Source organism: Isoptericola nanjingensis, assembly GCF_050311635.1.
Lineage (GTDB): Bacteria > Actinomycetota > Actinomycetes > Actinomycetales > Cellulomonadaceae > Isoptericola > Isoptericola nanjingensis.
Genome location: NZ_JBNOZL010000004.1, coordinates 263,899 through 290,735, shown reverse-complemented (window position 1 = coordinate 290,735; position 26,837 = coordinate 263,899). Strand labels below are relative to the sequence as shown.

Here is a 26,837-nt window from a genome sequence, read left to right as displayed (position 1 = left end):
TCCTGGGCGGCGCCTCCCGCGCGACCGCTACCCGACGAGGACGGCGAACGGCAACGCCGCGACGAGCGCGCCGCCGGCGAGCACGACGGTGTCGGTGCGGGTCCACGGCGCCGGCTCCGCCCAGGTGCGGTGGTGGGCGGAGGCGAAGCCGCGGGCGTCCATCGCGACGGCCATGGCGGCCGCGTCGCGCAGGGTGGCGGCCAGGACCGCGAACGTCACGGACGCCGCGTGCCGGGCCCGCGAGAGCGGGCCCCGGCCGGGCCCGACGCCGCGCGACCGGCGGGCTCGCGACGCCTGCTCCCACACCGCACCGAGCCGCTCGAACCGCTGCAGCGCCGCGGCGACGCCGACGACGGAGCGCGCCGGCAGGCGCAGCCGCTGGCCGAGCTGGTCGGCCAGCCCGCTCGGGTCGACGAGCGGGGCGAGCGCCACGCCCGGCAGCGCGAGCACCGCGATGCGGGCCCCCGCGACGCCGGCCTCCACCGGGTCGCGGCCGCCGAGCAGCCAGGTGGACCACGCCACCGACGCGATGGCGACGACGACCGCGAGGTACCGGGCCGGCGACCCGGCCCCGCGCGGCAGGAGCAGCAGCCCGAACGCCAGGCAGGCGCCCAGCGCGACGCCGGCGCTCGCGACGTCCCGGACGCCCAGGGAGGCGACCAGCCCGAGCAGCCCGAGCGCCACGAGCACGAGGGCGTTCACGCGCCCCAGCACACCGGTCATGCCGCCACCGCCTGTCGCTCGCGTGCCGGGCCGCCGAGCTGCACCTGGTGCCCGGCGAGGGCGACGAGGTGCGCGTCGTGGGTGCTGGCCGCGACGGTGGCGCCATGCCGGGCGGCGGCGGTGGCCCACCCCGCCACCGCCGCCCAGGTCCCCCGGTCCTGGCCGACGGTCGGCTCGTCCAGCAGCACGAGCCCCGGCCGGTGCGCGAGCGCGGCCGCCAGCGCGAGCCGCCGCTGCTCGCCGCCGGACAGCCGGAACGGGTGCGCGTCGGCGAGATGGTCCAGGCGCAGCAGCGCGAGCACCTCGTCCACGTCCACCCGGACGCCGAGGCGTCGGCCGGTGAGCTCCACCTCGTCCCGCACGCGCAGGGCGAGCAGGCCGTGCTCCGGGTGCTGCGGCACCCAGCCGCACGACCGCGCGAGGTCTCGCGAGCGGGCCGTACGCCCCGGAGCTCCCCGCACCACGCCGGCGGTCGGCCGCAGGTGCCCCGCGAGGGTGGCGACGAGCGTGGACTTCCCCGCCCCCGAGGGCCCCGTGACGGCCGTGAGGAGCCCCGCAGGCAGCCGCGCGGCCACGCCGTCGAGCGCCCGCGTGGTGGTACGGCCGCGCAGGCCGCGCGTCGTCAGGTCGACCTCGAGGGAGTCGACCGAGACCTCCGGCCCGGCGCCGTCCGGCGCGACCAGCGCGGCCGGGACGGGCAGCGGATCGGGCGCCGCCACCCCGGGCAGCCAGACGCCGGCGCGCGTCAGGTCACCGCGCGGGCCGGCCGCGCCGTCGCTCAGCGCGGCGGGCGCGACGTCGTGCGTGACCCGGCCCGCCGGCCCGAGCACCACGACGCGGTCCAGGTGCTCGAGCCACGGCCCGACGTGGTGGTCGACCACCACGAGGGAGGTGCCCGTGCCCTCCAGCGCGCCGACGACGGCGGCGCGGACCTCGGCCGCGGCGGCGGGGTCGAGCATCGCGGTCGGCTCGTCCAGGAGCAGCAGGCCCGGGGCGCTCGCCAGCGCCCCTGCGAGCGCGAGCCGCTGCAGCTCGCCGCCCGAGAGGGCCGAAGTCGGCCTGTCGGGCGGGTACCGCAGCCCGACCCGGTCGAGAGCCTCCCGGGCCCGACGCCAGATCTCGTCCCGCGGCAGGCCGGAGTTCTCGGGGCCGAAGGCGGCGTCCCGGCCGATCCGGGCCGCGACGACCGCGGAGCCCGGGTCCTGCGGCACGAGCCCCACCCCGCCGTCCACGTGGACGGTGCCGGACAGGTCGCCGGGCAGCGGGTCCCCCAGGACCCCCGCGAGGGCGTGCAGCACGGTCGACTTGCCCGCCCCGCTCGGCCCGACCAGGCCGATGCGCTCCCCCGCGCCGACGGTGAGGTCGAGGCCCTCGATCGTCGGGACCCGGCGCCCGGTGGGCCGCCAGCTCAGCCCCCGCACGCGCGCCCGGACGTCGTCGCGCGCCACGCCGTCAGGCCCGGGCGCGATCGGCGGCACGACCGACGCCGCGGTCGGCGAGGTCGCGCCCCGGCCCGAACGCGTCGAGCACGCCGGCCCGCGCGAGGGAGCGCACGAGCGCCGCGCCTCCCAGGCCCGCGAGCAGCGCGCCGGACAGCGCGAAGAGGCCCAGGTACGCCAGCCGGAAGCCCCACGCCCAGTCCGGGTAGTAGGCGAACCACTCGTAGACGGCGCCGCACGCGCCCGCCGCCGCACCCGCCAGGGCCGCGACGGCGGTGCCGAACCGGCGATAGAGGAACAGGGCGAGCACGAGCTCGGCGCCGAACCCCTGGACGACGCCGGAGACGATCGCCGAGAAGCCCCAGCCGGCGCCGAGCAGCGCCTCGACGCTCGCGGCGACGACCTCGGTGAGCAGCGCCGCGCCCGGGCGGCGGACGATGAGGCCGCCCAGCACGCCGCCGAGCAGCCAGCCGCCCCCGAGCAGCCCGGTGGCCGGCGGGAAGGCGACCGCCAGCCCGGCGGAGAGCAGGTGGTAGAGCTGGGTCCAGCCCCAGAAGACGACACCGACGGCCACGCCGAGCATGGCCACGGTGACGAGGTCGACGGTCCGGTACCGCGGGGACGCGCTGCGCAGAGAGATGGGCGCGGACATTCCAGGTAACTCCCTTCGCCGGTGCTAACCGGAGCAGGTTCCAAGGGTCTGCGGCTGTGCCCGCACTCTCAGCGCCCCTTCGACGGCGCTCCCCTGTCATGGGTGTCTTCAGATGTGACGGCCGACGACGCGGCCGCAGGTCCGACCCTAGGCGACGTCGGCGTCCGCGCAAGACCGTCCCGCACCGTGAAACCCCTGGTCACGCAAGAAGGCCCGGAACCATGAGGTTCCGGGCCTTCTCGTCGGGGTGGAGCTGAGGGGACTCGAACCCCTGACCCCCTGCATGCCATGCAGGTGCGCTACCAGCTGCGCCACAGCCCCGAGAACCGACTCTCGCGACCGCGGACGGCCAGGCGATTCGTCTGATTCGGTGTGTTCCTCCGGGCTTGCGCCCCTCGGAACGTCGATATCTTAGGCAGACTTCGGGCCAGGTTCCAAATTCCAGTCCGGTCCCGCCTGCCAGCGGTCCAGGGGGTACCCCGCGCCCACGTTGTGCGCCACGAGGCGCCATGCCGGCACGGCGCCCTCCCCGGCACGGTGCAGGTGCGACCAGTGCACGTTGTGCATGCCCGCCAGCCCGCGCCATGTGGTCGGGTCGAGCCCGAGCAGCGCCGTCACCGCCAGCGAGATGGCGGCCCCGTGCGACACGAGGACGAGCGTCGCGTCGTCGGCCAGGTCCGCGGCGTGCTCGGCCACGGCCTCGGCCATGCGCTGCGCGACCGCCGCCTTCGTCTCGGCCCCCGCCCCCACGGGCTCGGCACCGAGGCGCCAGGCTGCGTACTCCTCGGGCCAGCGCTCCTGCAGCTCGGCGCCCGTGAGGCCCTCCCAGGCGCCGAAGCCGCGCTCGCGCAGGCGCTCGTCCGTCACCAGGGGCTCCCCGCCGAGCGCGTCCGCGTACGCGGACGCCGTCTCGACGGCGCGGCCCAGGTCGGACGACACGATGCGCGTCGCGCGGTGCGACGACGCGAGCGCGGAGCCGCCCTCCGCCGCCTGCCAGCGTCCGACCTCGTCGAGCGGGATGTCGATCTGCCCCTGCAGCCGCAGGGAGGCGTTGTAGGCGGTGCGGGCGTGCCGCAGCAGGACGACGGTGCCGGCCGTCACCGCTCGTCGCCCGCGAGACGGATCGCGCCGTCGCCCCCGCCGTCGCCGTACTCGGCGGCGGCCGCCGCGCCGTCGCCGCCGCGGGCGTCCTCCGGCAGCTCGACCGCCGGGCAGTCCTTCCACAGGCGCTCGAGCGCGTAGTACACGCGGTCCTCGGCGTGCTGCACGTGGACGACGACCTCGCCGAAGTCGAGCAGCACCCATCGCGCCTGCGCCTTGCCCTCGCGGCGGATCGGCTTGGACCCGGCGAGGAACATCGCCTCTTCGACGGCGTCCACGATGGCCGAGACCTGCCGCTCGTTCGTGCCCGAGGCGATGAGGAACACGTCGGTGAGCACCAGCTGGTCGCTCACGTCCAGCGCGATGATCTCCTGCGCCTTGCGGTCCGAGGCGGCCCGAGCGGCGACGATCGCCAGCTCGACGGCGCGGGGGCTGGCGGTCATGCAGCGGCTCCGGGGTGCTCGTACGGGAGGACGACGCTCGCGGGTGCGGCGCCGTCGGTCGTGAAGTCCTGGGCGCCGTTGTCGCCGAGCAGCAGCTTCCAGACCAGGAGCCCCAGCACGAACGCGACGACCACGAGGACGATGTAGTGCAGCCAGGTGTAGGACGCCTCGGGCTCGTCCCAGTCCTCGTCGTCGTCCTCGTCGTCCAGCGGCGCGGCCGAGCGCGCGCGGACGGGCTGCTCCGACGCGACCAGCGCGTCGAACGGGGACGCGGCGGGTCGCTCCGGCGCGGCCGCCGGCAGGGCGGCCCCCGCCGTGGGGCGCGACGGCGGCACGGACGCGGGCCGCTCCGTGGTCGGGCTGGCCCAGGGCAGCGGGGGCGCCGCCGACGTGGGTGCGGCGGTCGGCGCCGGGCTCGGGGCCGCCTGGGCGGGCGGCGCCGACGCCGGGGCCGACGTGGTGCCGAACGGCGAGGAGGTGCCCGTCGTCGCGAACGGGGAACGGCGGGCGGGGCCGTCGGGGCGCGGCGCCACCGTCGCCGGCGGGCTGGCCGCCGGGGCCGCTGGCGCGGCGCTCGACGGGGCGGCCACCGGGGGCAGGCCGTACCCGGTGGCGGAGCCCGCCGGGGCGGCGCCCTGGTCACGGCGGGTCGAGGGGCGCGCGGGCGGCGCGGCCGGGGCGCTGGACGGCGCCGCGGGGCGCACCGGGGGCGTCGGGGCGACGGCGCGGGACATCTCGCCGGTCGGTCGCTGGATCGGGGCCAGCCGACCGGTCTCGTCCAGCCCGCGCACCCCGGCGGAGGTGGACGGCGGCCGCACCATCGGCGCGGGCGCGGGGGCGGGCGCCGGGCTCTGCTCGCGGAGGGAGCGGCGGGACGGCGCCCCGGCCGCCGGCGCGGAGAACCGCGGCGCCGGCGCCGGCCCGGCGGGCGGGGCGAACGGCGACCTCGCCGCGGAGGGCGCGCCGTGCTCGGGCCCGGACGGCGCCGGCGGAACGGCGCTCGCCTGCGCGGCGGCGGCCGCCTGCTCCCGCTCGCGGATCTCGCGGCGGGTCAGCGGGCGGGACGGGTTGTTGTCACTCATCGAGACCTCGATACAGACCGTGCTTGGCGATGTACTGGACCACGCCGTCCGGCACCAGGTACCACACCGGTTGGCCGGCCTGCGCCCTGCGACGGCAGTCGCTCGACGAGATCGCCAGCGCCGGGACCTCCAGCGTCGTGACCCCGTCGTGGGGCAGGCCGTCCACCATGAGCTGGTGCCCCGGCCGCGTGACAGCCACGAAGTGTGCCATCTCCCACAGGAGCGCGGCATCCTTCCAGGTCAGGATCTGCTCGATCGCGTCGGCGCCGCTGATGAAGAACAGGTCGGCGTCGGGGCGTTGCGCGTGCAGGTCCCGCAGCGTGTCGACGGTGTAGGTGAGGCCCGGACGGTCGATGTCGACCCGGCTCACCGTGAACCGGGGGTTCGACGCCGTCGCGATCACCGTCATGAGGTAGCGGTGCTCGGCCGGGGACACCCGCTGGTGCTGCTTGAAGGTCGGCTTGCCCGTGGGCACGAAGACGACCTCGTCGAGGTCGAGCAGCGCCGCCGCCTCGCTGGCGGCGACCAGGTGCCCGTGGTGGATGGGGTCGAAGGTGCCGCCCATCACGCCCAGGCGCGGACGGCGCGGCTGCGACGACGGCTCGTTCACGCTGACCGGACGGGGCCGTCAGTGGTGGCGGTTGGACACGTTGCGGAAGGCGTACGTCACCACGAGCGCGGCGACCAGGCCGCCGAACGCGAGCAGACCCATCGCGATCGGGGAGATGGTCTCGGCGTGCTCGGCGGCCTCCTGGGCCACCTGGACGGCGGTGTGCAGCACGGGTTCCTCCTGTGCGTGGTGTGCGGCGGGTTGCGGTCGGGGGTCAGTCTCTCACGCGGGCCGGACGTGCCCGTCGCCGTGCACGACCCACTTGGTGGTCGTGAGCTCGGCCAGGCCCATGGGCCCGCGCGCGTGCAGCTTCTGCGTGGAGATGCCGATCTCGGCGCCGAGGCCCAGCTCGCCGCCGTCGGTGAAGCGCGTCGAGGCGTTCACCATCACGGCGGCCGAGTCGACCTCGGCGACGAAGCGCTCGGAGGCGGCCAGGTCCCGGGTGAGGATCGCCTCCGTGTGCCCCGACGACCAGGTGCGGATGTGCTCGATCGCGTCGTCGAGCGAGTCGACGACGCGCACGGCGAGCTCCAGGGCGAGGTACTCGGTGGCCCAGTCGGCGTCGGTCGCGGGGAGCACCTCGACCGACTCGGGCGCCAGGGCGACCGTGCGCGCGTCGCCGTGCAGCACCACGCCCGCCCCGCCGAGCGCCGCGAGCGCCGCGGGGAGGAACGCCTCCGCGGCGTCCGCGTGCACCAGCAGCGTCTCCGCCGCGTTGCACACCCCGACCCGCTGCGTCTTGGCGTTCATGACGATCTCGACGGCGTTCGCGACGTCGGCCGTGGCGTCCACGTACACGTGCACGTTGCCGACCCCGGTCTCGATGACCGGCACGGTCGACGACTCGACGACCGTGCGGATGAGGTCGGCCCCGCCGCGCGGGACGAGCACGTCCACGAGCCCGCGGGCCTGCATGAGCGCGACGCCGCCCGGGCGCCCGTAGGCGTCGATGGTCTGCACGAGATCGGCGGGCAGGCCCTGGGCCTCCAGCGCACGACGCAGCACGTCGACGATCACCGCGTTGGACGACGCCGCCGCGCTGCCGCCGCGCAGGATCACGGCGTTGCCGGACTTCAGCGCCAGGCCCGCGGCGTCGACCGTGACGTTCGGCCGCGCCTCGTAGATCATGCCGACCACGCCCATCGGCACGCGCAGCTGGCGCAGGCGCAGCCCGTTCGGCAGCGTCTGGCCGCGCACCACCTCGCCGACCGGGTCGGGCAGTCCGGCGAGCTCGCGCAGCGCGCCGGCGATGGCGCCGATCCGCGCCGGCGTGAGCGCCAGCCGGTCGAGCAGCCCGTCGCTCAGGCCGCGCTCCCGCCCGCGGGCGAGGTCGTCGGCGTTCGCCGTCACGATCTCGTCGGCCGCCGCCTCGAGCGCGTCGGCCAGCGCGTGCAGCGCGGCGTCCTTCGTGGCCCTGGTGGCGGTCGCGAGCGTCCGCGACGCGACCTGGGACCGCCGGGCGACGTCGCGGACGGCGGCCGCGACGTCGTCGCCGGCGCTGCCGGCACCCGCGCCGCCCGCCGCCAGGTCCTCCGTGAGGGTGGTGGTCATCCCCCGAGGGTACGACGGCGGCGCGCGCGGCGGCAGGCCCCTCTCACCAGGAGGGACGGGGCGCGGGCGGCGGCACGAACCGGGTGAACGCCGGGGCGTGGTCGAAGGTCTGCAGGGTGACGACCTCGAACGTGGCCCGGTAGTCCGGGCCCAGCGCGTCGGCCGCCCGGTTCAGCGTGCGGGGCGCGAGCGACGGCCAGCGGCCGGTGTCGATACGCCGCTCCAGCGTGCGCAGCGCCACGAGCTCCTCCCCCAGGCTCACGGACAGGTGCGCCCCCCGCTCGACGTACAGGCTGCGGAACCGTCCGGGGTCGCCCGCCTCGCGCACGCGGTACGCGAACGAGCGCTCGGCCGACGGCGGTGCCCCGCCGTCACCCGTCGTGTGCAGCGTGAGGACGGGCGACGGCGTCGTCCCCTCCGGACGGTGCGCGACCATCGCCGCCCGCGCCTCCGGGTCGGCCTCGATCGGCTCCGCGCCCTCCAGCGCCGCCAGGTCGTCCCGCAGGTCGAGCCCGGCCTTCGCGTAGGCGGTCACGACCTCCGCCGCGGCGCCCGACCGCGCGAGGCGGGCGCGCAGGTGGTCCAGGTCGGTGCTGCTCGGGTTGCCGCCCGTCGTCGCCTCGAGGTCGACCCGGCCCGTGGGCCCGAGGCCCAGCGTGTAGGCGCCGATCAGCCACTGGGCCTGGCCGCGGGCCCGCTCCTCGGGCGTGGCGGGCCGCGGGTCGTTCATCCCGTACCAGCCCGTCACCGTGTTGAGGGACGCGATGAGCGAGATGCGGGCCCGCCCCTGGGGCGTCTCCTGGGCCTCGACGAGCGCCGCCACCAGGGCGTCGCGGCTCGCCCCCGGGTCGTCGGCGTGGACGAGCTCGATCGGGTTGCCGTGGGCGTCGGTGCCGTCGGTGAGCAGCACCTGCGTCGCGAGGTTCATGTCGAGGATCGCGTCGAGCTGGCCCACCCAGTCCAGGACGCCGCCCACGGTGAGCACGCCGTCGATCCGCTCAGGCTCGGTCTCCGCGTGCTTGACGGCGGTCACCGCGCCCATCGACTGCCCGTAGGTCACGGTGCGGTCCGGCTCGGCGACGTGCTCCTCGAACCAGTCGAGCAGGCGCGACTGGTCGGCCACCGCCGTGGGGACGGTGAAGTCCAGGCCGCCGCCCTGGAAGAGCGAGCCCGCGACGGCGTACCCGTGGTCGGTGAGCACGCCCTCGCTGAGCTCCTGGTTGCCCAGAATGTGGGGTGCGGGGAAGCCGCCGAAGAACTCCGACGGGTAGTGGCCGTGGCTGAACAGCACGAGCGTGCCGTTCCAGTCGTCCGGGACGAGCACGCGGTAGCGGGCGCCCGCCAGCTCGCCGCAGTGCTCGGTCACCCCGGGCTCCGTGGGCCCGCACGCGGCGGTCGCGGACGGCGCGGTGGTCGACGCGGACGCCGTCGGCGCGACGACGAGCGCGGCGGCGGTGAGGGTCGCGGCGAGGACGCCGCCGGCGACGGTGCGGGCAGGGGTCGGGGTGGCGTGGTGCGGACGGCGCATGCCGGCCTCCGGGGTTCGGTGGCGCGCTCCGTGCGCGCCCGTGCCCCTACCGACGCCCGGGCGCCGGCGAACTCATCGCCGGTGCTCGAGCACCAGGTCGTCGCGGTGCACGACCTCGCGGTCGTACCCCTCCCCGAGCTCGGCCCGCAGGTCGAACGTCGATCGCCCGAGCAGGCCGGGGAGCTCGCCCGAGTCGAACGCGACGAGCCCGCGCGCCACGATCGCGCCGTCGGGCGCGACCAGCTCCACCGGGTCGCCCGCCTCGAACGCGCCCTCGACGCGCGTGATGCCCGCCGGCAGCAGCGAGGCGCGCCCGCCGAGCACGGCCCGCGCCGCGCCGTCGTCGAGGTGGAGGCGGCCGTGGGCCTGGGCGGCGTGCGCGATCCACAGCCGCCGCGCCGACGTGCGCCGACCCGTCACGGCGAAGAAGGTGCCGACGTCCTCCCCCGCCAGCGCGGCAGCGACGTTCCGCGCGCTGGTGAGCACGACCGGCACGCCGGCACCGGTCGCGATCCGGGCCGACTCCAGCTTGGTGACCATGCCGCCCGTGCCGACCGCGCTCCCCCGCGCGGTGACCTCGACCCCGGAGAGGTCCGCCAGGTCCGCCACGTGCGCGATGCGCCGGGCGCCGGGGCGCGACGGCGGCGCGTCGTGCAGGCCGTCGACGTCGGTGAGCAGCACCATGGCGTCGGCCCGCACGAGGTGCGAGACGAGGGCCGCGAGGCGGTCGTTGTCGCCGAAGGTGAGCTCGTCGGTGGTCACCGCGTCGTTCTCGTTGACGACCGGTACGACCCCGAGCGCGAGCAGGCGCTCGAGGGAGCGCTGCGCGTTGCGGTACCGGGACCGGCGCACCGTGTCCTCCGCGGTGAGCAGCACCTGCCCGATCTGCAGGCCGTGCGCCGCGAACGCCTCGGTGTACCGGGCCACCAGCTGCCCCTGGCCCAGCATGGCGGCGGCCTGCATGGTCGCGACGTCGCGGGGGCGTGCGCTCAGGCCGAGCGGCCCGATGCCTGCCGCGATCGCGCCGGAGGACACGAGGACGACCTGGGCGCCGCCCGCCACCCGCGCGGCCAGGACGTCGACGAGCGCCCGCAGCGCCGCCAGGTCCAGGTGCCCGTCCGGGCCGGTGAGCGACGACGAACCGATCTTGACGACGATCCGGTGTGCCGTGGGCAGGCTGGCGCGGGAGGTGGCGGCGTTCACCCGTGCATTCTCACCGGATCGGCGGTCAGGCGTCGTCGGGGTCCGTCCAGTGACCCGACTCGCGCTCGGTCCACAGCTCGCGACGCGCCTCCGTCTTGGCGTCCATGCGCTCGTGGTGCTCGCGGCGCTTCTCGCCGCGCGTCGGCCGCGCGCTCTCGTCGAGACGCAGGTCCGTGCCGCGCGCGCCCAGCAGCTCCGGGCCCGTGGTGAGCGTGGGCTCCCAGTCGAAGACGACGGCGTTGGTCGGGTCGCCGATGCGCACCTCGTCGCCCGCGACCGCGCCGGCCTTGAGGAGCTTGTCCTCGACGCCCAGCTTGGCGAGCCGGTCCGCGAGGAACCCGACGGCCTCGTCGTTGTTGAAGTCCGTCTGGCGCACCCAGCGCTCGGGCTTCGACCCGCGCACCTCGTAGTAGACGCCCTCGTGATCCTTCTTCGCGGTGACCGTGAAGCCCGCCTCGTCGACGGCGCGCGGGCGCAGCACGACGCGCGTCGGCTCCGGCGCCGGGGCCGCAGCACGGGCGCGCTCCACGAGCTCGCCCAGCGCGAAGGTGAGCGGCCGCAGGCCCTCGTGGCTAGCGGTCGAGACCTCGAACACCCGTAGGCCGCGCGCCTCGAGGTCGGGGCGCACCAGCTCGGCGAGCTCGCGCGCCTCGGGCACGTCGATCTTGTTGAGCACGACGAGACGGGGGCGCTCCGTGAGCGGCACGCGGCCGCCCTCGATGCCCAGGTCGCCGGCGTACGCGGCCAGCTCCGCCTCGATGACGTCCAGGTCGCTGAGCGGGTCGCGGCCGGGCTCGAGGGTGGCGCAGTCGAGCACGTGCACCAGCACGGCGGTGCGCTCGACATGGCGCAGGAACTCCAGCCCGAGGCCCTTGCCCTCGCTGGCGCCGGGGATGAGGCCGGGGACGTCGGCCACGGTGTAGCGGGTGTCGCCCGCCTGCACGACGCCGAGGTTGGGGATGAGCGTCGTGAACGGGTAGTCCGCGATCTTGGGGCGCGCGGCGGAGATCGCCGCGACCAGCGAGGACTTGCCGGCGCTCGGGTACCCGACGAGGGCGACGTCGGCGATCGACTTGAGCTCGAGGACGACCTCGTGCTCCTCGCCGGGCTCACCGAGGAGGGCGAAGCCCGGGGCCTTGCGCTTCGGGGAGGCCAGGGCGCGGTTGCCCAGCCCGCCGCGCCCACCCTGCGCGACGACGTACTCCGCGCCCGCGCCCACCAGGTCGGCGAGCACGTTCCCGTCGCGGTCCTTGACGACGGTGCCGTCGGGCACGCCGAGCACGAGGTCGCCGCCGTTGGCGCCGTCGCGGTCGTCGCCCATGCCCTGCGTGCCGTTGGTCGCGCGGCGGTGCGGCGAGTGGTGGTACTCGAGCAGCGTCGTCGTCTGCGGGTCCACGACGAGCTTCACGGTGCCGCCGTCGCCGCCGTTGCCGCCGTCGGGCCCCGCCAGGGGCTTGAACTTCTCGCGGCGGATCGACGCGACGCCGTGGCCGCCGTCACCGCCCACGGCGTGCAGCACCACGCGATCGACGAAGCTGGCCATGGTCAGATCCTCTCAGGCAAAGCGACGAGGGGCGCACCGCGACGGTGCGCCCCTCGTCGTGGACTCGGGTGAGTCGAAGCGTTCGGTGAGGCTCAGACCTCGGCCGCGACGATGTCGATGACCTTGCGGCCACGACGCGTCCCGAAGGCCACCGAGCCGGCGGTCAGCGCGAACAGCGTGTCGTCGCCGCCACGGCCGACGTTCTCGCCGGGGTGGAAGTGGGTGCCGCGCTGGCGGACGATGATCTCGCCGGCCTTGACGACCTGCCCGCCGTAGCGCTTGACGCCGAGACGCTGCGCGTTCGAGTCACGACCGTTGCGCGAGGAGCTCGCGCCCTTCTTGTGTGCCATCTGTCAGTCCTGCTTTCTGCGAAGAACGAGGGGATCAGTGCCGCGGGCCGTGCTGCGGGGTGTCGCGCTCGGCCCGGCGGTGAGTCACTTGATGCCGGTGACCTTGAGGCGGGTCAGCGACTGACGGTGACCCTGGCGCTTGCGGTAACCGGTCTTGTTCTTGTACTTGAGGATCGTGATCTTGGGGCCCTTCTCGTCCCGCACGACCTCGGCGGTGACCTTGACCTTCGCCAGCTTGGCGGCGTCGGTGGTCACCTTCTCCCCGTCCACCAGAAGCAGAGCGGGCAGCTCCACCGTGTCACCGGTCTGGGCCTTGAGACGGTCCATGACGACGATGTCCCCGACGGACACCTTCTCCTGACGGCCACCGGCCTTGACGATCGCGTACACCACGTTGCTGCTCATCTCTCCTGGTCTGGGCATGCCGCACGACGTTCTTCACCGACTTGGTCTGCAACTCGGCCCGCCGCGGCGGTCGAGTGCGGTGCGTCGTGAGCACACGGGACTGGCACACCGAAGGCGCGCCGACGTCCAAGACTACGTCACGGTGCCGATCGGTTCAAACGTCCTCCACCGTCGGCGGCCGTGATGTGCCCCACCTCGCGGGCCGGCTCGAGCGGGCGCCGGTCAGCCCTCGAGCACGAACGTCACCTGCAGGTCCACCTGCCACGCGACGATGGCGCCGTCCGACACCTCCACCTTCTGCTCCTTGACCCAGGCGCCGGTGATGTGGCGGACCGTCTGTCCGGCACGCTCGAGGCCGACGCGGATCGCGTCCTCGAAGCTCGTGTCCGACCGGGCCGTGATCTCCGTGACGCGCGCGACCGTGCCTGCCATGTCGTCCTCCGATCTCGGGCGGGCCGGCGTCCGTCGCCGCCCGTCCCTCCGATCGTCGACCCGGCCGGGCCCGCTCGCCCGGCGTCCCGCCCGGTGTTCGGACCGCTCCGGGGCGACGATGGAGGGATGACCGGGCGGACGAGACGACCGGCCCTGCCGACGGGGGCCGGGGGCGTCGACGACGCGGTGACGGCCGCGCTGCGCGACGTCGACCGGCGGGGCTTCCTGCCTCGCGCCGGCGCCCGCTGGGCCGAGGCGGACAGCCCCGTCGAGATCGGGCACGGCCAGACGTGCTCGCAGCCGTCGACCGTCGCGGCGATGCTCCGGCTCCTCGAGGTGCCGGTGGGCGCGGACGTGCTCGACGTCGGGTCCGGCTCCGGCTGGACGACGGCGCTGCTCGCCCGCCTCGTCGGGCCCACCGGGTCGGTGCTGGGCCTCGAGCGGCACGCGGACCTCGCCGCCTGGGGCGCGGCCAACGTGCGTCGCACCGGCATGCCCTGGGCCCGGGTGGCCCGGGCCGTCCCCGGCCGCCTGGGCGCCCCGCGCGTCGGCGGGTGGGAGCGGGTGCTGGTGTCCGCCGCGCCCACCCGGCTGCCCCCGGAGCTGGTCGACCAGGTCGCACCCGGCGGCCGGATGGTGATCCCCGTGCGGCACGTGATGGTGCTCGTGACCCGCGACGAGCGCGGAGAGGTCCGCACCTCCGAGCACGGGACGTACTCGTTCGTCCCGCTCGTGGAGGACTGAGCGTCCCCGGGACCGGCGTGCCAGGATGCCGGTCGTGACAGCCGCGCCCCGACGCTCTCCCGGCGTCTCATCGAGCGACGTCGAGGTGGCGGTCTCCGCCGCCCTGGCCGGTGCGGCGGTGGTCGCCGCCGCCTTCCGGCGCCCCGTGACGCGCCACGCGAAGGTCGGGCTGGACTTCGCCACCGACACGGACGTCGCCGCCGAGCGGGCGGTCCGCGACGTCCTCGCCGCGGCCCGGCCGGGCGACGCCGTCGTCGGCGAGGAGCTCGGCGCTTCGGGCGGCGACAGCGCCCGGCGGTGGTACGTCGACCCGCTGTGCGGCACGCTCAACTTCGCCGCCGGCGTCCCGTCGTTCGGCGTCAACGTCGCCCTCGCGGAGTGTCGTGGCGGTGTCGAGCGCGTGCTGGCGGCGGCCGTCGCCGACCCGCTCACCGGCGAGGTGGTGTGGACCGACGGCGTCCGCACCCACGTGCGGAGCGCGGCGGGCTCCCCCGACGTCGACGCCTCCCCCACTCCCGTGACCCGCCTCCTCAACGTGGACGTCGACAACGGCCGCGGGGCGCCCGCGCTCGTCGCCGACGCCGGGCTGCGCGAGACCTGGGCGGTCCGGGTCGCGTCCAGCTCGCTCGCGCTCGCCTGGGTGGCCGCGGGCCGGCACGCCGCCTACGTGACCGGGGCCGACGTCGACGGCAGCGTCCACTTCCTGCCCGGCGTCGCCGTGTGCGAGGCGGCCGGGTGCGTCGTCACCGACCTCGACGGCGGGCCCGTGCACGGCGGGCGCGGGATCCTCGCGGCCGCGGACGCCGCCACGGCGCGCGAGGTGCTCGACCGGCTCCGCGCTCTGGGGGGACAACCCCCTTGTCCCGAACCTACGGCCCCGTAGGCTCGGGACATCCGCGCGACCGAGCGACCGCTCACACCTCGGCTGGGAAGTCGACCCCGACCCCTGCGAGGCACGCATGCCCCCAGTCGTCCCGGCCGTCCTCGACAGCTCCGCCGCTCCGCGCGGCGGCGCCGCGGCGAAGTTCACCAGCACCTACGGCGCACTGTCCCGGGAGGTCCGCGACGCCGGGCTGCTGCGCCGGGCGTACGGCTACTACCTCGTCAACGGGGTTGTCCTCGTCCTGGCGCTCGGTGGCGTGGCGACCGGGTTCGTCCTGCTGGGCGACTCGTGGTTCCAGCTCCTGATCGCGGCCGCGCTGGGCGTCGTGCTCACGCAGCTGGCGTTCCTCACGCACGAGACGGCGCACCGGCAGGTCTTCGCGTCCGGGCCCCTCAACGACCGCGTCGGACGCATCCTGGCGAACGCCGTGGTCGGCATCAGCTACTCGTGGTGGATGACGAAGCACACCCGCCACCACGCCAACCCCAACCAGGTGGGCAAGGACCCCGACGTCGCGCCGGGCGTCATCTCCTTCACCGAGGAGGCGGCCTCGGACCACCACGGGTTCCTGGGCGCGATCACCCGGCGGCAGGGCTGGCTCTTCTTCCCGCTGCTCACCCTCGAGGGGATCAACCTGCACGTGACCGCCGTGCGGTCGCTGCTGACCGGCACGCCGGAGGACCGGGCCTCGCGACAGCGCGAGCTCGTGACGATCCTGGTGCGCCTGACCCTGTACGTCGCCGTCGTGCTCTGGTGGCTGCCCCTCGGCCTCGGGTTCGCGTTCCTCGGCGTGCAGCTCGCCGTGTTCGGCGTCTACATGGGCGCGACGTTCGCGCCCAACCACAAGGGCATGACCATGATCCCCGAGGGCAGCCGGATCGACTTCCTCTCCAAGCAGGTGCTCACCTCCCGCAACGTGCGCGGCGGCGCCTGGATGAGCATCCTCATGGGCGGCCTCAACCTCCAGGTCGAGCACCACCTGTTCCCGAGCATGCCCCGGCCGCACCTGGCGCGGGCACGCCTCCTCGTCCGTGCGCACTGCGCACGGCTCGGGCTGCCCTACACCGAGACCTCGCTGCTGCGCTCGTACGCGATCGTCGTGCGCTACCTCAACGAGGTCGGGCTCGCCGCCCGCGACCCGTTCGACTGCCCGATGCGGCAGCGGCTCGGGCGCCGCTGAACGTCCCGCGACGCGCCGCCGCTCCTGCGTCAGCCCGCGCGGTGCTGCCGGCAGCGCGCCTCGTACGACTCGGACCCGCCCACGTGGCCCGACGTCGGGGCCAGGGCGTCGTCGTCCGCCGGCGTCGCCTCGAGCCGGACGTGGAACGCCGCGTCACGGCCGCAGACCGCGCACACCGCGGTGAGCTTCGTGACCGACTCGGCGACCGCCATCAGCTCGGGCAGCGGCGCGAACGCGCGGCCGTCGAACGTCACGGACAGCCCGGCGACCACGACCACGAGCCCTGCGTCGGCCAGTGCCGTGACGACGTCCACGAGGTCGGGACCGAAGAACTGCGCCTCGTCGACGGCCACCAGCTCCGTGCCCTCCGCGACGAGGCCCGGGATCTCCTCGGCGTCCCGCACGCTGCGCGACGGCATCTCCAGCCCGGAGTGGGACGCCACCCGGCCGGGCCCGCTGCGCGTGTCGAGCGAGTGCGCGACGACGAGCACCCCGCGGCGCGCCACCTGCGCCCGGTGCACGCGGCGCACCAGCTCCTCCGTCTTGCCGGCGAACATCGGGCCGGCGATCACCTCGAGCCGCCCACCGCTGCGGTCGTCCCCCGTCATGGCCCGAGCATGACATGCCCCGACGACGCGGCGGGGCCCGACGACAGAGCCCGGGGGCGATGTCATGGACATCACCCCCGGGCCCGTCGCCTCGACCTCGCGCTCAGGTCACTCGGTGCCGGTCACTCGGTGCCGGTCACTCGGTGCCGGTCACTCGGTGCCGGTCACTCGGTGCCGGTCACTCCCGAGGCCGCAGTCTCCCCAGCACCCGACTGAGCAGGCTTCGGGGCTCCGGCTCCTTTGCGCGCGCGGCGCGGAGCCTTCTTCGCGGGCTTCGTGGCCGTCTCGGCCGCCGTCCCGGGCTCGGGCTCCGGCTTCCGCTCGGGCAGCTCGATGAGCGTCTCCGGCGCGACGGGCGTCACGGCCGAGGGCTCCACCGGCTCCGGCAGGGCCAGAGGCGCCGGGGCGGCCGGAGCCTCCGCGGCGCGCGCGTCCGCCGCCGGGGCGGCAGCCTGCGCACGGTCCTTCGCGCCGTCGCCGGCACCGTCCTTGGCGTCGTGCTCGTGCTCGTGGGCGTGCGCCGCCGCGGCCGCGATCGTGGCGAGCGTGGCCTTGACGGCCTCGCGCGCCTCCGAGCGGTCCTCGGGCAGGGTCGGCACCTCGGCCGCGGGCGCCGGGGCGGTCTCGGCCTGCTTGCCGCCGCGCTTGCGGCGCGACCGCTTCGACCCCTCGCCCTGGTCGCCGTCGTGGTGCTGGTGGGCGCCGTTCCTCTCGATCGGCTCGCTGTGCACGATGAACCCGCGGCCCTTGCAGTGCTCGCAGGTCTCGGAGAACGCCTCGACCAGGCCCTGGCCCACGCGCTTGCGCGTCATCTGGACGAGGCCGAGCGAGGTGACCTCGGCCACCTGGTGCTTGGTCCGGTCGCGGCCCAGGCACTCCACGAGGCGGCGCAGCACCAGGTCGCGGTTCGACTCGAGCACCATGTCGATGAAGTCGATGACGACGATGCCGCCGATGTCGCGCAGCCGCAGCTGGCGCACGATCTCCTCGGCCGCCTCGAGGTTGTTCCGCGTGACGGTCTCCTCGAGCGTGCCGCCCGCGCCGGTGAACTTGCCGGTGTTGACGTCGATGACCGTCATGGCCTCGGTGCGGTCGATGACCAGCGACCCGCCCGACGGCAGCCAGACCTTGCGGTCCATGCCCTTGGCCAGCTGCTCGTCCACGCGGTGCACGGCGAACACGTCCGTGTTCTCCGTCCACTTCGTCACGCGGTCGCGCAGGTCGGGGGCGAGCTCCTCGACGTACTGCGCGATCTCGTCCCACGCGCCCTGGCCCTCGATCTGCAGCGACGAGAAGTCGTCGTTGAAGATGTCGCGCACGACGCGGATCGCGAGGTCCGGCTCGCCCTGCAGCAGCGCCGGGGCGCTGGCGGACGACGACTTCTTCTGGATCGAGGCCCACTGCGACTCGAGGCGCTCGACGTCGGCGCGCAGCTCGGCCTCGCTCGCCCCCTCGGCGGCGGTCCGCACGATGACGCCCGCGCCCTCGGGCACGACGTCGCGCAGGATCTTCTTGAGCCGGCTGCGCTCCGTGTCGGGGAGCTTGCGGCTGATGCCGGTCATGCCCCCGCCCGGCACGAACACCAGGTAGCGACCGGCGAGCGTGACCTGCGAGGTCAGTCGGGCGCCCTTGTGCCCGATCGGGTCCTTGGTGACCTGCACGAGCACGGAGTCGCCCGACTTCAGGGCCTCCTCGATGCGGCGCGGCTGGCCCTCGAGCCCTGCGGCGTCCCAGTTCACCTCGCCGGCGTACAGGACCGCGTTGCGCCCCTTGCCGACGTCGACGAACGCGGCCTCCATGCTCGGCAGCACGTTCTGCACGCGGCCGAGGTAGACGTTGCCCACCATCGACGCCTGCGACTGCTGCGAGACGTAGTGCTCCACGAGCACGCCGTCCTCGAGCACGGCGATCTGCGTGCGGCCGTCGCGCTCGCGCACGACCATCGACCGGTTCACGGACTCGCGGCGCGCGAGGAACTCGGCCTCGGTGATGATCTGGCGGCGGCGCCCGGCGTCGCGGCCCTCGCGGCGGCGCTGACGCTTCGCCTCGAGTCGCGTCGAGCCCTTGAGGGCCGTGACCTCGTCGCGGTCGCGGGTGCGCGCCACGGCGGCCTCGGCACGCTCCTGGCGGGTGCCGCGCCGACGACGACGACGGCGACGGCTCGAGGCGGAGTCGCCGCCGTCGTCCTCGCCCTGCTCGTCGCCCTGCTCACCGGCGTGGTCCTCGCCGCGGTCGTCGCCCTGCTCGTCGGCGTCCTCCTCGGCGGGGCGCTCGTCCTCGCGGGCACCCTCGTCGGAGTCCTCGTCGAGGTCGCCGTCGGAGCCGGCCTCACCCTCGGGGCGGCGACCGCCGCGACGGCCACGCCCACCCCGGCGACGGCGCCGGCGCGGACGGATCTCGTCGTCCTCGCCCTCCTCGTCGCTCAGGTCCTCCGGGCCCAGGTCGACGAGCTCGACGCCCTCGGCCACGAGCTCGGACTCGATCGCGCCGACCTCCTCGACCGCGGCGGCCTCGTCCTCGCTGAGCTCGACGTCGGCGACCGCGGGCGCCTCGACCGGCGACTCGACCGGCGACTCGACAGGCTCCACGACCGGCGCCGCGTCGGCTGCGGGCTCCTCGACGGGGGCCTCCGGAGCCGCCGGCTCGGCGGGCTCCGCGACCTTCGCCGCACGGGTGCCGCGCGTGGCACGGCGCGAGCGGGTCCGCGTCGGCTCGCCCTTCGACGCCTCGACGGCGGGGGCCTTCTCGGGCGCGCTCGTCTGCGCCTCGGGCTCGGTCGCGGTCGCCGTCTCCTCGGCCGGGGCGTCGTGCGGGCGCGGCGGGCCGGCGGGAGCCTGGGCGCGGCGGGACCGGCGCGCGGTTGACAGGTCGGGGGCCTGGAACAGCACGGCGGTCGTCGCGAGCCGCGGGGTGGCCGACCCGCCGCCCCTCGCGGCCGGCGACCGCGGTGCGGCCTGCTCGGCGGACGCCTCCGCGGCGCTCTCGGCCGGCTTCGCCGAGGCCTTCTCGGTGGCCTTCTCGGCGGTCTTCTTCGCGGTCTTCTCGGTGGCCTTCTCGGTGGACTTCTCGGCGGACTTCTCCCCGGCCGAGGCCTTGCGCGTGGCGGTCTTCCGGGTCGTCTTCTTCGCCGGAGCCTTCGTCGCGGGGGCGGGCTCGGCGGCCTCGGCCTGCGCGACCTCCTCGGCCGTCTCGGCGGGAGCCTCCGCCTTCGGCGCGGCGGTCCGACGGGCACGGGTCCGGGCGGTGCCCGACGCGCCACGCCCCGTGGCGGGTGCAGCCTCGGCCTCGGCGGCGGGGGCGTCGCCGGCCGGCTCCGCCTCGACGGGCTTCGCGGCGGGCTCGGTCGCGGGCTCCGCGGCGGGCTGCGCGCCGGTGGCGCGGGTGGCGCGGCGCCGCGTGCGTGCCGGCTTCTCGGCCGCGGCGTCGGCCGCGCGGCCGGCGGGGCCCTCCGGCAGGACGATGTCGGCGAGGGACGCGCTGGCCCCGGCGGACGCGTCGGCCTGGGCGTCGGCGCGCTCCGGCAGCACGAGGTCGGAGAGAGACGACGGCGGCGCCACGTCGGGCGTGGCGGCGGGGGCGGCGGCCTGCTCGGCCTGCGGGCCCGTCGGGGCGGCAGCGGGCCGGGTGGCGCGACGACGGGCGGGCTTGCGGGCGGCGTCGGTCGGGTTGTCGGACGTCACGGAAGGCGCTCCAGCTCCGGCGGCCCCGCCCCCACACGTGCGGGCCACCGGTGGTCGTCGTCGGACAGGCGCGCTGCTCGGCGCGCCGGCCGACGGAAGTCTCGGTTCCGGCTGCGGCACCGCGCTCTTCGCGGACGCGCCGCCGGGCCTCGTGCCTGGCGGCGGCATCGCGTGCGGATCGCGAGTGCTGCGAGCTCGTGGGCCGCCCCGGGATGTGGGCCAGGACGGCTTCGGACCAGTATCGCATCCTGAGCGCCCCACCGCGTGACCCGCCGCCGCACGGCGCGGTCGGACACCGAGCAGGCGCCGCGCCGGCTTGACTTGTGAAGACCTTCACTACTTAGATCGTGAAAGTCTTCACGAACCCCGTCCCGTGACGACGACAGCACTGGTCGTGCGCCCGCACACCGGTGGTCCTACGGTCGAAGGACCGCTCCGACGAGTGAGCAAGGAGAACCCGTGGACGCCCTCGCACTGGCCCGCTGGCAGTTCGCCATCACGACCGTCTATCACTTCATCTTCGTCCCGCTGACCATCGGTCTCGCACCGCTGGTCGCCGGGATGCAGACGGCGTGGGTCGTCACCAAGAAGGAGCGCTGGCTCCGGCTGACCAAGTTCTTCGGCAAGCTCCTGCTGATCAACTTCGCGCTGGGCGTGGTCACCGGCATCTGGCAGGAGTTCCAGTTCGGGATGGCGTGGAGCGAGTACTCCCGCTTCGTGGGCGACGTCTTCGGCGCGCCGCTCGCGATGGAGGCGCTGGCCGCCTTCTTCGTCGAGTCGGTCTTCCTCGGCCTGTGGATCTTCGGCTGGGACCGCGTGTCGAAGAAGGTGCACCTCGCGGCGATCTGGCTGTTCGCGCTCGCGACGAACCTCTCGGCGTTCTTCATCCTCGCCGCGAACTCGTGGATGCAGCACCCGGTCGGCACGATCTTCAACGAGGAGACCGGCCGCGCCGAGATGGAGTCGATCGGCGCCGTGCTCAGCAACAACACGCTGTGGGCCGCCTTTCCCCACACCATTTCGGCCGCGTTCCTCACCGCCGGCACGTTCGTGTGCGGCGTCGCCACCTGGTGGATGGTGCGGCTCGTGCGCAGCAGGAAGCCGGAGAACGTCGAGAAGGCGCGCACCGTCTACCGGCCCGCGGTCCTGGTCGGCGTGTGGACCATGATCATCGCCGGCGCCGGCGTGATCTGGTCCGGCGACCTCCAGGGCAAGCTCATGTACGAGCAGCAGCCGGGCAAGATGTCGTCGGCCGAGGCCCTGTGCGAGGGCACCGAGGCCGCCGAGTTCTCCATCCTCGCCGTCGGCCCCCTGTACGCCGGGTGCGAGGACGTGGACCACCTCATCTCCGTGCCCGGCGTCACCAGCTTCCTGGGCACCGGCCACTTCTCCGGCCCCGAGTCCTACCTGCCCGGCGTCTACGACGTGCAGGAGCAGTACACCGAGCGGTACGGCGACGTCACCGCCTCGGGCGAGCCCGTCACCTACACCCCGCCGCTGGCCATCACCTACTGGTCGTTCCGGCTCATGATCGGCCTCGCGGTGTTCTCCCTGGCGCTCGCGCTGACGGCGCTGTGGGCCACCCGCAAGGGCAGGGTGAGCGACAGCGTCTGGCTGAGCAGGCTCGGCCTCCTCGCGATCCCGACACCGTTCCTCGCCTGCTCGTTCGGGTGGATCTTCACAGAGGTCGGCCGCCAACCCTGGGTGGTGGCGCCCAACCCGACGGGGATCGACCAGGTGCGGCTCCTCACCGAGCGCGGCGTGTCCACAGCGGTGCCGGCGGGGGTGATCCTCACGTCGATGATCGTGCTCACCCTCGTCTACGCGGTGCTCGCCGTCGTCTGGTACCGCCTCATGCACCGGTACGCGGTCGAGGGCGTCCCCGACGTCGTCCGCGACGAGTCGCCGGAGGCGCAGGACCCCGACGACGCCGACCGCCCGCTGTCCTTCGCCTACTGAGCGCCATCGCGTAGCTGGCATCGAGACCGAGACTGGGAGACCCATGGACCTCGCGATCCTCTGGTTCGTCATCATCGCCGTCCTGTGGACCGGCTACCTCGTGCTCGAGGGCTTCGACTTCGGCGTCGGCATGCTGCTGTCGATCCTGCCGCGCGGCGGCAAGGAGCAGCGCGACAAGGAGCGTCGGGTGCTGATCAACACGATCGGGCCGGTGTGGGACGGGAACGAGGTGTGGCTGCTCACCGCGGGCGGCGCCACGTTCGCCGCCTTCCCGGAGTGGTACGCCACGATGTTCTCCGGCTTCTACCTGCCGCTGCTGATCATCCTGCTGGGCCTCATCGCCCGCGGCGTCGCGTTCGAGTACCGCGGCAAGATCTCCGACACCCGCTGGGCGCGGCGCTGCGACGTCGCCATCCAGTTCGGGTCGTGGGTCCCCTCGATCATGTGGGGCGTGGCGTTCGGCAACCTCGTGCGCGGGCTGCTGCTGAACGAGTCCCACCAGTACGTGGGCGGGTTCTGGGCGCTGCTCAACCCGTTCGCCCTGCTCGGCGGCCTCACGACGCTGGTGCTCTTCCTCCTGCACGGCAGCGTCTTCGTGGCCCTCAAGACCGACGGCGACGTGCGCGAGCGCGCGGGCCGGCTCGCGGCGGCGCTGTCGGTCGTGGCGCTCGTCGTCGCGGGCGGCTGGGCGGTCTGGGCGCAGGTCGCCTACTCGGTCACCTGGACGTGGGCGGCCGTCGCGGTCGCGGCCCTCGCGCTGGTCGGCGTGGTCGTGGCCGCCCGGGCGCGGCGGGAGGGCTGGGCGTTCACGCTGTCGGCCGTCGCCATCGCGAGCGCCGTCGTGCTGATCTTCGGCTCCATGTACCCCGACGTCATCCCCGCCCTCGACGGCGGCGAGGCCCTCACGGTGGCGGAGGCGGCCTCGACGCCCTACACCCTCACCGTGATGTCGTGGGTCGCGGTGGTGCTCACGCCGCTCGTGATCGCCTACCAGGCGTGGACGTACTGGATCTTCCGCCGGCGCCTCTCCAGCAAGGACATCCCCGCCCCGGCCGGGCTGTCGTGGCAGAAGATCAAGGACGCGGCGTTCTGACGCGCGCCTTGTCGTCGATACTGACCGCTGTGCCGACCCCTGGCCTGATCCCGTGAAGCCCCTCGACCCCCGCCTGCTGCGGCGTGCGCGCGCGGCCCGGTGGTACGTCGCCCTGACCGCGGCCCTCGGCGTCGCCGCCGCCGGGGCCGTCGTGCTCCAGGCCTTCGCCATCGCGCACACCCTCGGGCCGGCGGTCACGGCGGGCAGCGCGGGCGCGCCGCTCGCCCTGGCCGACGTCGCGCCGTGGCTCGGGGCGCTCGTCGCCGCGATCGCCGCACGCGCCCTGATCGCCTGGGCGCAGGAGCGGTACGCGCAGAAGGCGGCGGCCGACGTCGTGGCCGAGCTGCGCGAGCAGGTCGTGGCGCACGCCGTGGCGCTGGGCCCGCGGCCGGCCGGGGACGGCAGCGAGGGCGAGGGACCCGCCGCCACGGCGACGCTCGCCACACGCGGCCTGGACGACCTGGGCCCGTACCTCGTGCGCTACCTGCCCCAGCTGCTGCTCACGGCGATCCTCACCCCGGTGCTCGTGCTGGTCGTGCTCGGCCTGGACTGGGTCTCCGCGCTGATCTGCGTCGTGACGCTGCCGCTCGTGCCGCTGTTCATGTGGCTGGTCGGCGTCATGACCGCGGGCGCCTCCGAGCGTCGGCTGCGCACCATCGAGCGGCTCGGGTCGCAGGTGCTCGACCTGCTGGCCGGGCTGCCGACCCTGCGGGCCTTCGGTCGCGAGATCGGGCCCGGCGCCCGCGTCCGCTCCCTCGGCGACGCGTCGCGGCGCGCCACGATGGGCACGCTGCGGATCGCGTTCCTGTCCGGGATGGTGCTGGAGCTGCTCACCACGCTGTCGGTCGCGATCGTCGCCGTCGGCGTCGGCCTGCGCCTCGTCGAGGGGATGATCGCCCTGGTGCCCGCCATCGCCGTGCTCGTGCTCGCGCCCGAGGTCTACCTGCCGCTGCGCCGCGTCGGCGCAGAGTTCCACGCGTCCACCGACGGCCTCGCCGCCGCCGAGCGGGCCTTCGCCCTCCTCGAGCGGCCGACCCCGACCGCGGGCACCACGCCCGCGCCGGCCCTCGCCGGCGCGACCCTCGTGCTCGACGGCGTCGGCGTGCGCGCCGGCGACCGCGGCGTCCTCGCCCCCGCCGGGCTCACGGCGCGGGTGCCGCTCGGCACCGGCCACCCCGGCGGCGGCAGGGTCGTCGCGCTGCGCGGCCCCAGCGGTGCGGGCAAGTCGACGGCGGCGCTCGTCCTCCTGGGGCTGCTGCGCCCCGACGAGGGCCGGGTGCTCGTCGAGCCCGTCGCGCAGGGCGTCGGCGGGGCTCCCGTCGACGTGGGCCCCGTCGACCTGGCCGACGTCGACCCGGCCACCTGGTGGCCCCAGGTCACGTGGGTGCCGCAGCGCCCCACCCTGGCCCCCGGCACGGTGCGCGACGCCGTGACGGACGGTCGCCCGGTGCCCGACGACGCCCGGGCCGCCGCCGCCCGCACCACCGGCCTGGACGACGTCGTCACGGCGCTGCCGCTGGGGTGGGACACCCCGGTCGGGCTCGGCGGCACCGGCCTCAGCGTCGGGCAGCGGCAGCGGGTCGCGCTCGCGGCCGCGCTGCTGGACGGGGAGGCCCCCGATGACGGCGCTCCCCCGCCCCTCGTGCTGCTCGACGAACCGACCGCGCACCTCGACGCCCGCGGCGAGCAGGTCGTGCTCGACACCGTGCGCGCCTGGCGTGACGCCGGGCGCACCGTCGTCGTCGTGGCGCACCGGGCGTCGCTGCTGGCGCTCGCGGACCAGGTGGTGGACGTCGCCGCGCGCGCCGTCGGGCAGGCCGAGGCGGTGGCGTCGTGAACGCCGCCACCCGCCCCGCCGGCCCGCTGCGCCGGGTGCTGCCCATGCTGGAGGTGCGCTGGGCCCGCGTGGCGCGCGCCGTCGCGCTCGGCACCCTGGCGCTCGGGTTCTCCGTGGGCCTGGCCGCCGCCGCGGCATGGCTCATCGCCCGCGCGTCGCAGATGCCGCCCGTGCTGCAGCTCTCGGTGGCCGTCGTGGCCGTGCGCGCCTTCGGCACCGGCCGCGGCGTGCTGCGCTACCTCGAGCGGCTCGCCTCCCACGACGTCGCGCTGCGCGGCATGGCCGCCCTGCGCGCCAACCTCTACGACGCGCTGGCCCGCGGGCCGGTGACGCGCGTGATCGCGCTGCGCCGCGGCGACCTCCTCGCCCGCGTGGGCGCCGACGTGGACGCGGTGGGCGACGTCGTCGTGCGGGCGCTGATCCCGGCCGGGGTGGCCGCGTGCGTGGGGCTCGGCTCCGTGGTCCTGGTGGGGGCGTTCCTGCCCGCCGCGGGCGCCACCCTGCTCGGGTGCCTGCTGCTCACGGGCGTGCTGGCGCCGTGGCTGGCGTCCCGCGCGGCGGCGTCGGTCGAGCGCCGGGGCGCCGCCGCCCGGGCCGAGGTGACAGGGCGCGCGCTCGAGCTGCTGGAGGACGGTCAGCAGTTGCGCGTCGCCGGCCGGCTCGACGACCGGCTCGCCGGCCTGCGCGCCGCGGACGCGCGGCTCACCCGCTCCACCGACGACGGCGCGCGCATCTCCGGCACGTCGGCCGCGATCGATGCCGGGGCGCAGACCCTCGCCGTGCTGTGCTCGCTGCTGCTCGGGCTCCCCGCCGTCGCGGCGGGCACGCTGACGCCCGTCGAGCTGGCGGTCGTCGTGCTCACGCCGCTCGCCGTCTTCGAGGCGACGTCGACGCTGCCCGCCGCCGCCGTCCAGCTGCGCCGGTCGCGGGAGGCCGCGCGCCGGCTGGTGGCCCTCCTGCCCGACCTGACGGACACCCAGCCCACCGGGGTACGCCGCACGTCTGACACGCTGCTGGAGCTCGACGCCGTCGACGCCGGCTGGGCGGACCGCACCGTGGTCGCGGGCGTCGACCTCGCGCTGCGGCCGGGCGGCGTCGTCGCGCTGGCGGGACCGTCCGGCGTGGGCAAGACGACGCTGCTGCTCACGGCAGCCGGGTTGCTGCCGTCGCGCTGCGGCGCCGTCCGGGCGGGCGACGGCGGCGCGCTGTTCGTCGCCGAGGACGGGCACCTGTTCGGCACCACCGTGCTGGAGAACCTCCGCGTCGCACGGCCCGACGTCACCGCGGACGACGCGCGCGACGCGCTCGCGGCCGTCGGCCTGGACGCCTGGCTCGCCGGGCTGCCCGACGGCCTGGACGCCATGCTCGGCCCGGACGGCGCCGACGTCTCCGGCGGCGAGCGCCGGCGGCTCCTGATCGCCCGGGCCCTGCTGGCGCCCGCCCGCGTGCTCCTCGTCGACGAGCCCGCGGAGCACCTCGACGACGCCACCGCCGACGCCCTCGTCGCCACCCTCGCGGCGCGCGCCCGCGACACCGGGCGCGCGGTCGTCGTGGCGTCGCACCGCCTCACGCCGCTCGCCGTCGCGGACGAGGTGCTGCTGCTCGGCACCGCCGACGGCGACGCCACGGGCAGCGCGGGCAGCCCGGGGGGCGCCCCGGCGCGGGTGGTCACGCGCGGCCCGCACGACACGCTGCTGTGCGAGGACGCGGGCTATGCCTGGGCCGTGAGCCAGGAGGGGGCGCTCGCGGGTCCTCCCGTCGGCTGACCCCGCCCGTCGCCGTCCACCCCAG

24 protein-coding genes, 1 tRNA gene and 1 riboswitch are annotated in these 26,837 nt (G+C 75.6%); of the genes, 7 read left to right on the top strand and 18 right to left on the bottom strand.

The window, feature by feature from the left end; genetic code table 11:
• Positions 1 to 27: 27 nt before the first annotated feature.
• From ACQP6G_RS09485 to ACQP6G_RS09410, 16 genes are all read right to left on the bottom strand, one after another.
• Positions 28 to 723 (bottom strand): CbiQ family ECF transporter T component, encoded by a 696-nt coding sequence (locus tag ACQP6G_RS09485; protein WP_429764038.1) that lies wholly within the window; start codon positions 721 to 723, stop codon positions 28 to 30.
• Complete coding sequence (locus ACQP6G_RS09480; RefSeq protein WP_429764037.1) at positions 720 to 2,201, bottom strand: ATP-binding cassette domain-containing protein; 1,482 nt, start codon at positions 2,199 to 2,201, stop codon at positions 720 to 722. The genes ACQP6G_RS09485 and ACQP6G_RS09480 overlap by 4 nt, the downstream gene beginning before the upstream one ends.
• Positions 2,176 to 2,814, bottom strand: coding sequence for an ECF transporter S component (locus tag ACQP6G_RS09475; RefSeq protein ID WP_429764036.1), 639 nt, complete (start codon positions 2,812 to 2,814; stop codon positions 2,176 to 2,178). The genes ACQP6G_RS09480 and ACQP6G_RS09475 overlap by 26 nt, the downstream gene beginning before the upstream one ends.
• Positions 2,808 to 2,919, bottom strand: a riboswitch (TPP riboswitch). (Overlaps the previous gene by 7 nt.)
• 143 nt (positions 2,920 to 3,062) lie before the next feature.
• Positions 3,063 to 3,135, bottom strand: a tRNA-Ala gene (locus ACQP6G_RS09470).
• A gap of 90 nt (positions 3,136 to 3,225) precedes the next feature.
• Positions 3,226 to 3,915 (bottom strand): histidine phosphatase family protein, encoded by a 690-nt coding sequence (locus tag ACQP6G_RS09465; protein ID WP_429764035.1) that lies wholly within the window; start codon positions 3,913 to 3,915, stop codon positions 3,226 to 3,228.
• Positions 3,912 to 4,358, bottom strand: coding sequence for a ribosome silencing factor (gene rsfS / locus ACQP6G_RS09460; protein WP_429764034.1), 447 nt, complete (start codon positions 4,356 to 4,358; stop codon positions 3,912 to 3,914). Before rsfS ends, ACQP6G_RS09465 begins: the two co-directional genes overlap by 4 nt.
• The gene (locus tag ACQP6G_RS09455; RefSeq protein WP_429764033.1) at positions 4,355 to 5,440 is read right to left on the bottom strand and encodes a hypothetical protein; all 1,086 of its coding nucleotides are present in this window, start codon (positions 5,438 to 5,440) and stop codon (positions 4,355 to 4,357) included. Before ACQP6G_RS09455 ends, rsfS begins: the two co-directional genes overlap by 4 nt.
• Positions 5,433 to 6,050 (bottom strand): nicotinate-nucleotide adenylyltransferase, encoded by a 618-nt coding sequence (gene nadD, locus ACQP6G_RS09450; protein ID WP_429764032.1) that lies wholly within the window; start codon positions 6,048 to 6,050, stop codon positions 5,433 to 5,435. Before nadD ends, ACQP6G_RS09455 begins: the two co-directional genes overlap by 8 nt.
• 18 nt (positions 6,051 to 6,068) lie before the next feature.
• A complete protein-coding gene (locus ACQP6G_RS09445; protein WP_429764031.1) occupies positions 6,069 to 6,221 on the bottom strand; it encodes a hypothetical protein in 153 nt (50 codons plus the stop codon).
• A gap of 51 nt (positions 6,222 to 6,272) precedes the next feature.
• On the bottom strand, positions 6,273 to 7,601 hold the full coding sequence (locus ACQP6G_RS09440) for a glutamate-5-semialdehyde dehydrogenase (RefSeq protein ID WP_429764030.1): 1,329 nt from the start codon (positions 7,599 to 7,601) through the stop codon (positions 6,273 to 6,275).
• A 43-nt stretch (positions 7,602 to 7,644) separates the two neighbouring features.
• On the bottom strand, positions 7,645 to 9,129 hold the full coding sequence (locus ACQP6G_RS09435) for an alpha/beta hydrolase family protein (RefSeq protein WP_429764029.1): 1,485 nt from the start codon (positions 9,127 to 9,129) through the stop codon (positions 7,645 to 7,647).
• Between the two features lie 72 nt (positions 9,130 to 9,201).
• Positions 9,202 to 10,332, bottom strand: coding sequence for a glutamate 5-kinase (gene proB / locus ACQP6G_RS09430; RefSeq protein ID WP_429764028.1), 1,131 nt, complete (start codon positions 10,330 to 10,332; stop codon positions 9,202 to 9,204).
• A 25-nt stretch (positions 10,333 to 10,357) separates the two neighbouring features.
• Complete coding sequence (gene obgE / locus ACQP6G_RS09425; RefSeq protein WP_429764027.1) at positions 10,358 to 11,875, bottom strand: GTPase ObgE; 1,518 nt, start codon at positions 11,873 to 11,875, stop codon at positions 10,358 to 10,360.
• A gap of 92 nt (positions 11,876 to 11,967) precedes the next feature.
• Positions 11,968 to 12,225, bottom strand: a complete 258-nt coding sequence (rpmA, locus tag ACQP6G_RS09420) for a 50S ribosomal protein L27 (RefSeq protein ID WP_429764026.1) — start codon at positions 12,223 to 12,225, stop codon at positions 11,968 to 11,970.
• A gap of 84 nt (positions 12,226 to 12,309) precedes the next feature.
• The gene (rplU, locus tag ACQP6G_RS09415; protein WP_429764291.1) at positions 12,310 to 12,618 is read right to left on the bottom strand and encodes a 50S ribosomal protein L21; all 309 of its coding nucleotides are present in this window, start codon (positions 12,616 to 12,618) and stop codon (positions 12,310 to 12,312) included.
• A gap of 234 nt (positions 12,619 to 12,852) precedes the next feature.
• Positions 12,853 to 13,062 (bottom strand): dodecin family protein, encoded by a 210-nt coding sequence (locus ACQP6G_RS09410; protein ID WP_429732001.1) that lies wholly within the window; start codon positions 13,060 to 13,062, stop codon positions 12,853 to 12,855.
• Positions 13,063 to 13,188: 126 nt separating this feature from the next.
• Between ACQP6G_RS09410 and ACQP6G_RS09405 the strand changes: the two genes are divergently transcribed.
• From ACQP6G_RS09405 to ACQP6G_RS09395, 3 genes are all read left to right on the top strand, one after another.
• Positions 13,189 to 13,806, top strand: a complete 618-nt coding sequence (locus ACQP6G_RS09405; protein WP_429764025.1) for a protein-L-isoaspartate O-methyltransferase family protein — start codon at positions 13,189 to 13,191, stop codon at positions 13,804 to 13,806.
• A 34-nt stretch (positions 13,807 to 13,840) separates the two neighbouring features.
• Positions 13,841 to 14,689, top strand: coding sequence for an inositol monophosphatase family protein (locus tag ACQP6G_RS09400; protein ID WP_429764024.1), 849 nt, complete (start codon positions 13,841 to 13,843; stop codon positions 14,687 to 14,689).
• 76 nt (positions 14,690 to 14,765) lie between these two features.
• Positions 14,766 to 15,869: a fatty acid desaturase family protein gene (locus ACQP6G_RS09395; RefSeq protein WP_429764023.1), complete on the top strand. Its 1,104-nt coding sequence runs from the start codon at positions 14,766 to 14,768 to the stop codon at positions 15,867 to 15,869.
• 29 nt (positions 15,870 to 15,898) lie between these two features.
• Here the strand turns inward: ACQP6G_RS09395 and ACQP6G_RS09390 are convergent, their stop codons facing one another.
• On the bottom strand, positions 15,899 to 16,477 hold the full coding sequence (locus ACQP6G_RS09390) for a thymidine kinase (protein WP_429764022.1): 579 nt from the start codon (positions 16,475 to 16,477) through the stop codon (positions 15,899 to 15,901).
• Between the two features lie 164 nt (positions 16,478 to 16,641).
• Positions 16,642 to 20,157, bottom strand: a complete 3,516-nt coding sequence (locus ACQP6G_RS09385) for an Rne/Rng family ribonuclease (protein WP_429764021.1) — start codon at positions 20,155 to 20,157, stop codon at positions 16,642 to 16,644.
• 459 nt (positions 20,158 to 20,616) lie between these two features.
• Here ACQP6G_RS09385 and ACQP6G_RS09380 point away from each other — a divergent pair, with 459 nt between their 5' ends.
• The 4 genes from ACQP6G_RS09380 to cydC are packed head-to-tail and all read left to right on the top strand — an operon-like array spanning position 20,617 to position 26,812.
• Complete coding sequence (locus ACQP6G_RS09380; protein ID WP_429764020.1) at positions 20,617 to 22,116, top strand: cytochrome ubiquinol oxidase subunit I; 1,500 nt, start codon at positions 20,617 to 20,619, stop codon at positions 22,114 to 22,116.
• Positions 22,117 to 22,159: 43 nt separating this feature from the next.
• Positions 22,160 to 23,209, top strand: coding sequence for a cytochrome d ubiquinol oxidase subunit II (gene cydB / locus ACQP6G_RS09375; RefSeq protein WP_429764019.1), 1,050 nt, complete (start codon positions 22,160 to 22,162; stop codon positions 23,207 to 23,209).
• A 52-nt stretch (positions 23,210 to 23,261) separates the two neighbouring features.
• Positions 23,262 to 25,046 carry a thiol reductant ABC exporter subunit CydD gene (gene cydD / locus ACQP6G_RS09370; RefSeq protein WP_429764018.1) on the top strand — a complete coding sequence of 595 codons (1,785 nt, stop codon included), beginning with the start codon at positions 23,262 to 23,264 and terminating at the stop codon, positions 25,044 to 25,046.
• 44 nt (positions 25,047 to 25,090) lie between these two features.
• Positions 25,091 to 26,812 (top strand): thiol reductant ABC exporter subunit CydC, encoded by a 1,722-nt coding sequence (gene cydC, locus ACQP6G_RS09365; RefSeq protein WP_429764290.1) that lies wholly within the window; start codon positions 25,091 to 25,093, stop codon positions 26,810 to 26,812.
• The last annotated feature ends 25 nt before the right edge of the window (positions 26,813 to 26,837 follow it).

Coding starts and splice junctions, on each gene's coding strand:
- ACQP6G_RS09485 (WP_429764038.1), bottom strand. CDS start 723: ATGACCGGTGTGCTGGGGCGCGTGAACGCCCTCGTGCTCGTGGCGCTC.
- ACQP6G_RS09475 (WP_429764036.1), bottom strand. CDS start 2,814: ATGTCCGCGCCCATCTCTCTGCGCAGCGCGTCCCCGCGGTACCGGACC.
- rsfS (WP_429764034.1), bottom strand. CDS start 4,358: ATGACCGCCAGCCCCCGCGCCGTCGAGCTGGCGATCGTCGCCGCTCGG.
- ACQP6G_RS09455 (WP_429764033.1), bottom strand. CDS start 5,440: ATGAGTGACAACAACCCGTCCCGCCCGCTGACCCGCCGCGAGATCCGC.
- ACQP6G_RS09440 (WP_429764030.1), bottom strand. CDS start 7,601: ATGACCACCACCCTCACGGAGGACCTGGCGGCGGGCGGCGCGGGTGCC.
- ACQP6G_RS09435 (WP_429764029.1), bottom strand. CDS start 9,129: ATGCGCCGTCCGCACCACGCCACCCCGACCCCTGCCCGCACCGTCGCC.
- obgE (WP_429764027.1), bottom strand. CDS start 11,875: ATGGCCAGCTTCGTCGATCGCGTGGTGCTGCACGCCGTGGGCGGTGAC.
- rpmA (WP_429764026.1), bottom strand. CDS start 12,225: ATGGCACACAAGAAGGGCGCGAGCTCCTCGCGCAACGGTCGTGACTCG.
- ACQP6G_RS09410 (WP_429732001.1), bottom strand. CDS start 13,062: ATGGCAGGCACGGTCGCGCGCGTCACGGAGATCACGGCCCGGTCGGAC.
- ACQP6G_RS09405 (WP_429764025.1), top strand. CDS start 13,189: ATGACCGGGCGGACGAGACGACCGGCCCTGCCGACGGGGGCCGGGGGC.
- ACQP6G_RS09395 (WP_429764023.1), top strand. CDS start 14,766: ATGCCCCCAGTCGTCCCGGCCGTCCTCGACAGCTCCGCCGCTCCGCGC.
- ACQP6G_RS09390 (WP_429764022.1), bottom strand. CDS start 16,477: ATGACGGGGGACGACCGCAGCGGTGGGCGGCTCGAGGTGATCGCCGGC.
- cydB (WP_429764019.1), top strand. CDS start 22,160: ATGGACCTCGCGATCCTCTGGTTCGTCATCATCGCCGTCCTGTGGACC.
- cydC (WP_429764290.1), top strand. CDS start 25,091: ATGCTGGAGGTGCGCTGGGCCCGCGTGGCGCGCGCCGTCGCGCTCGGC.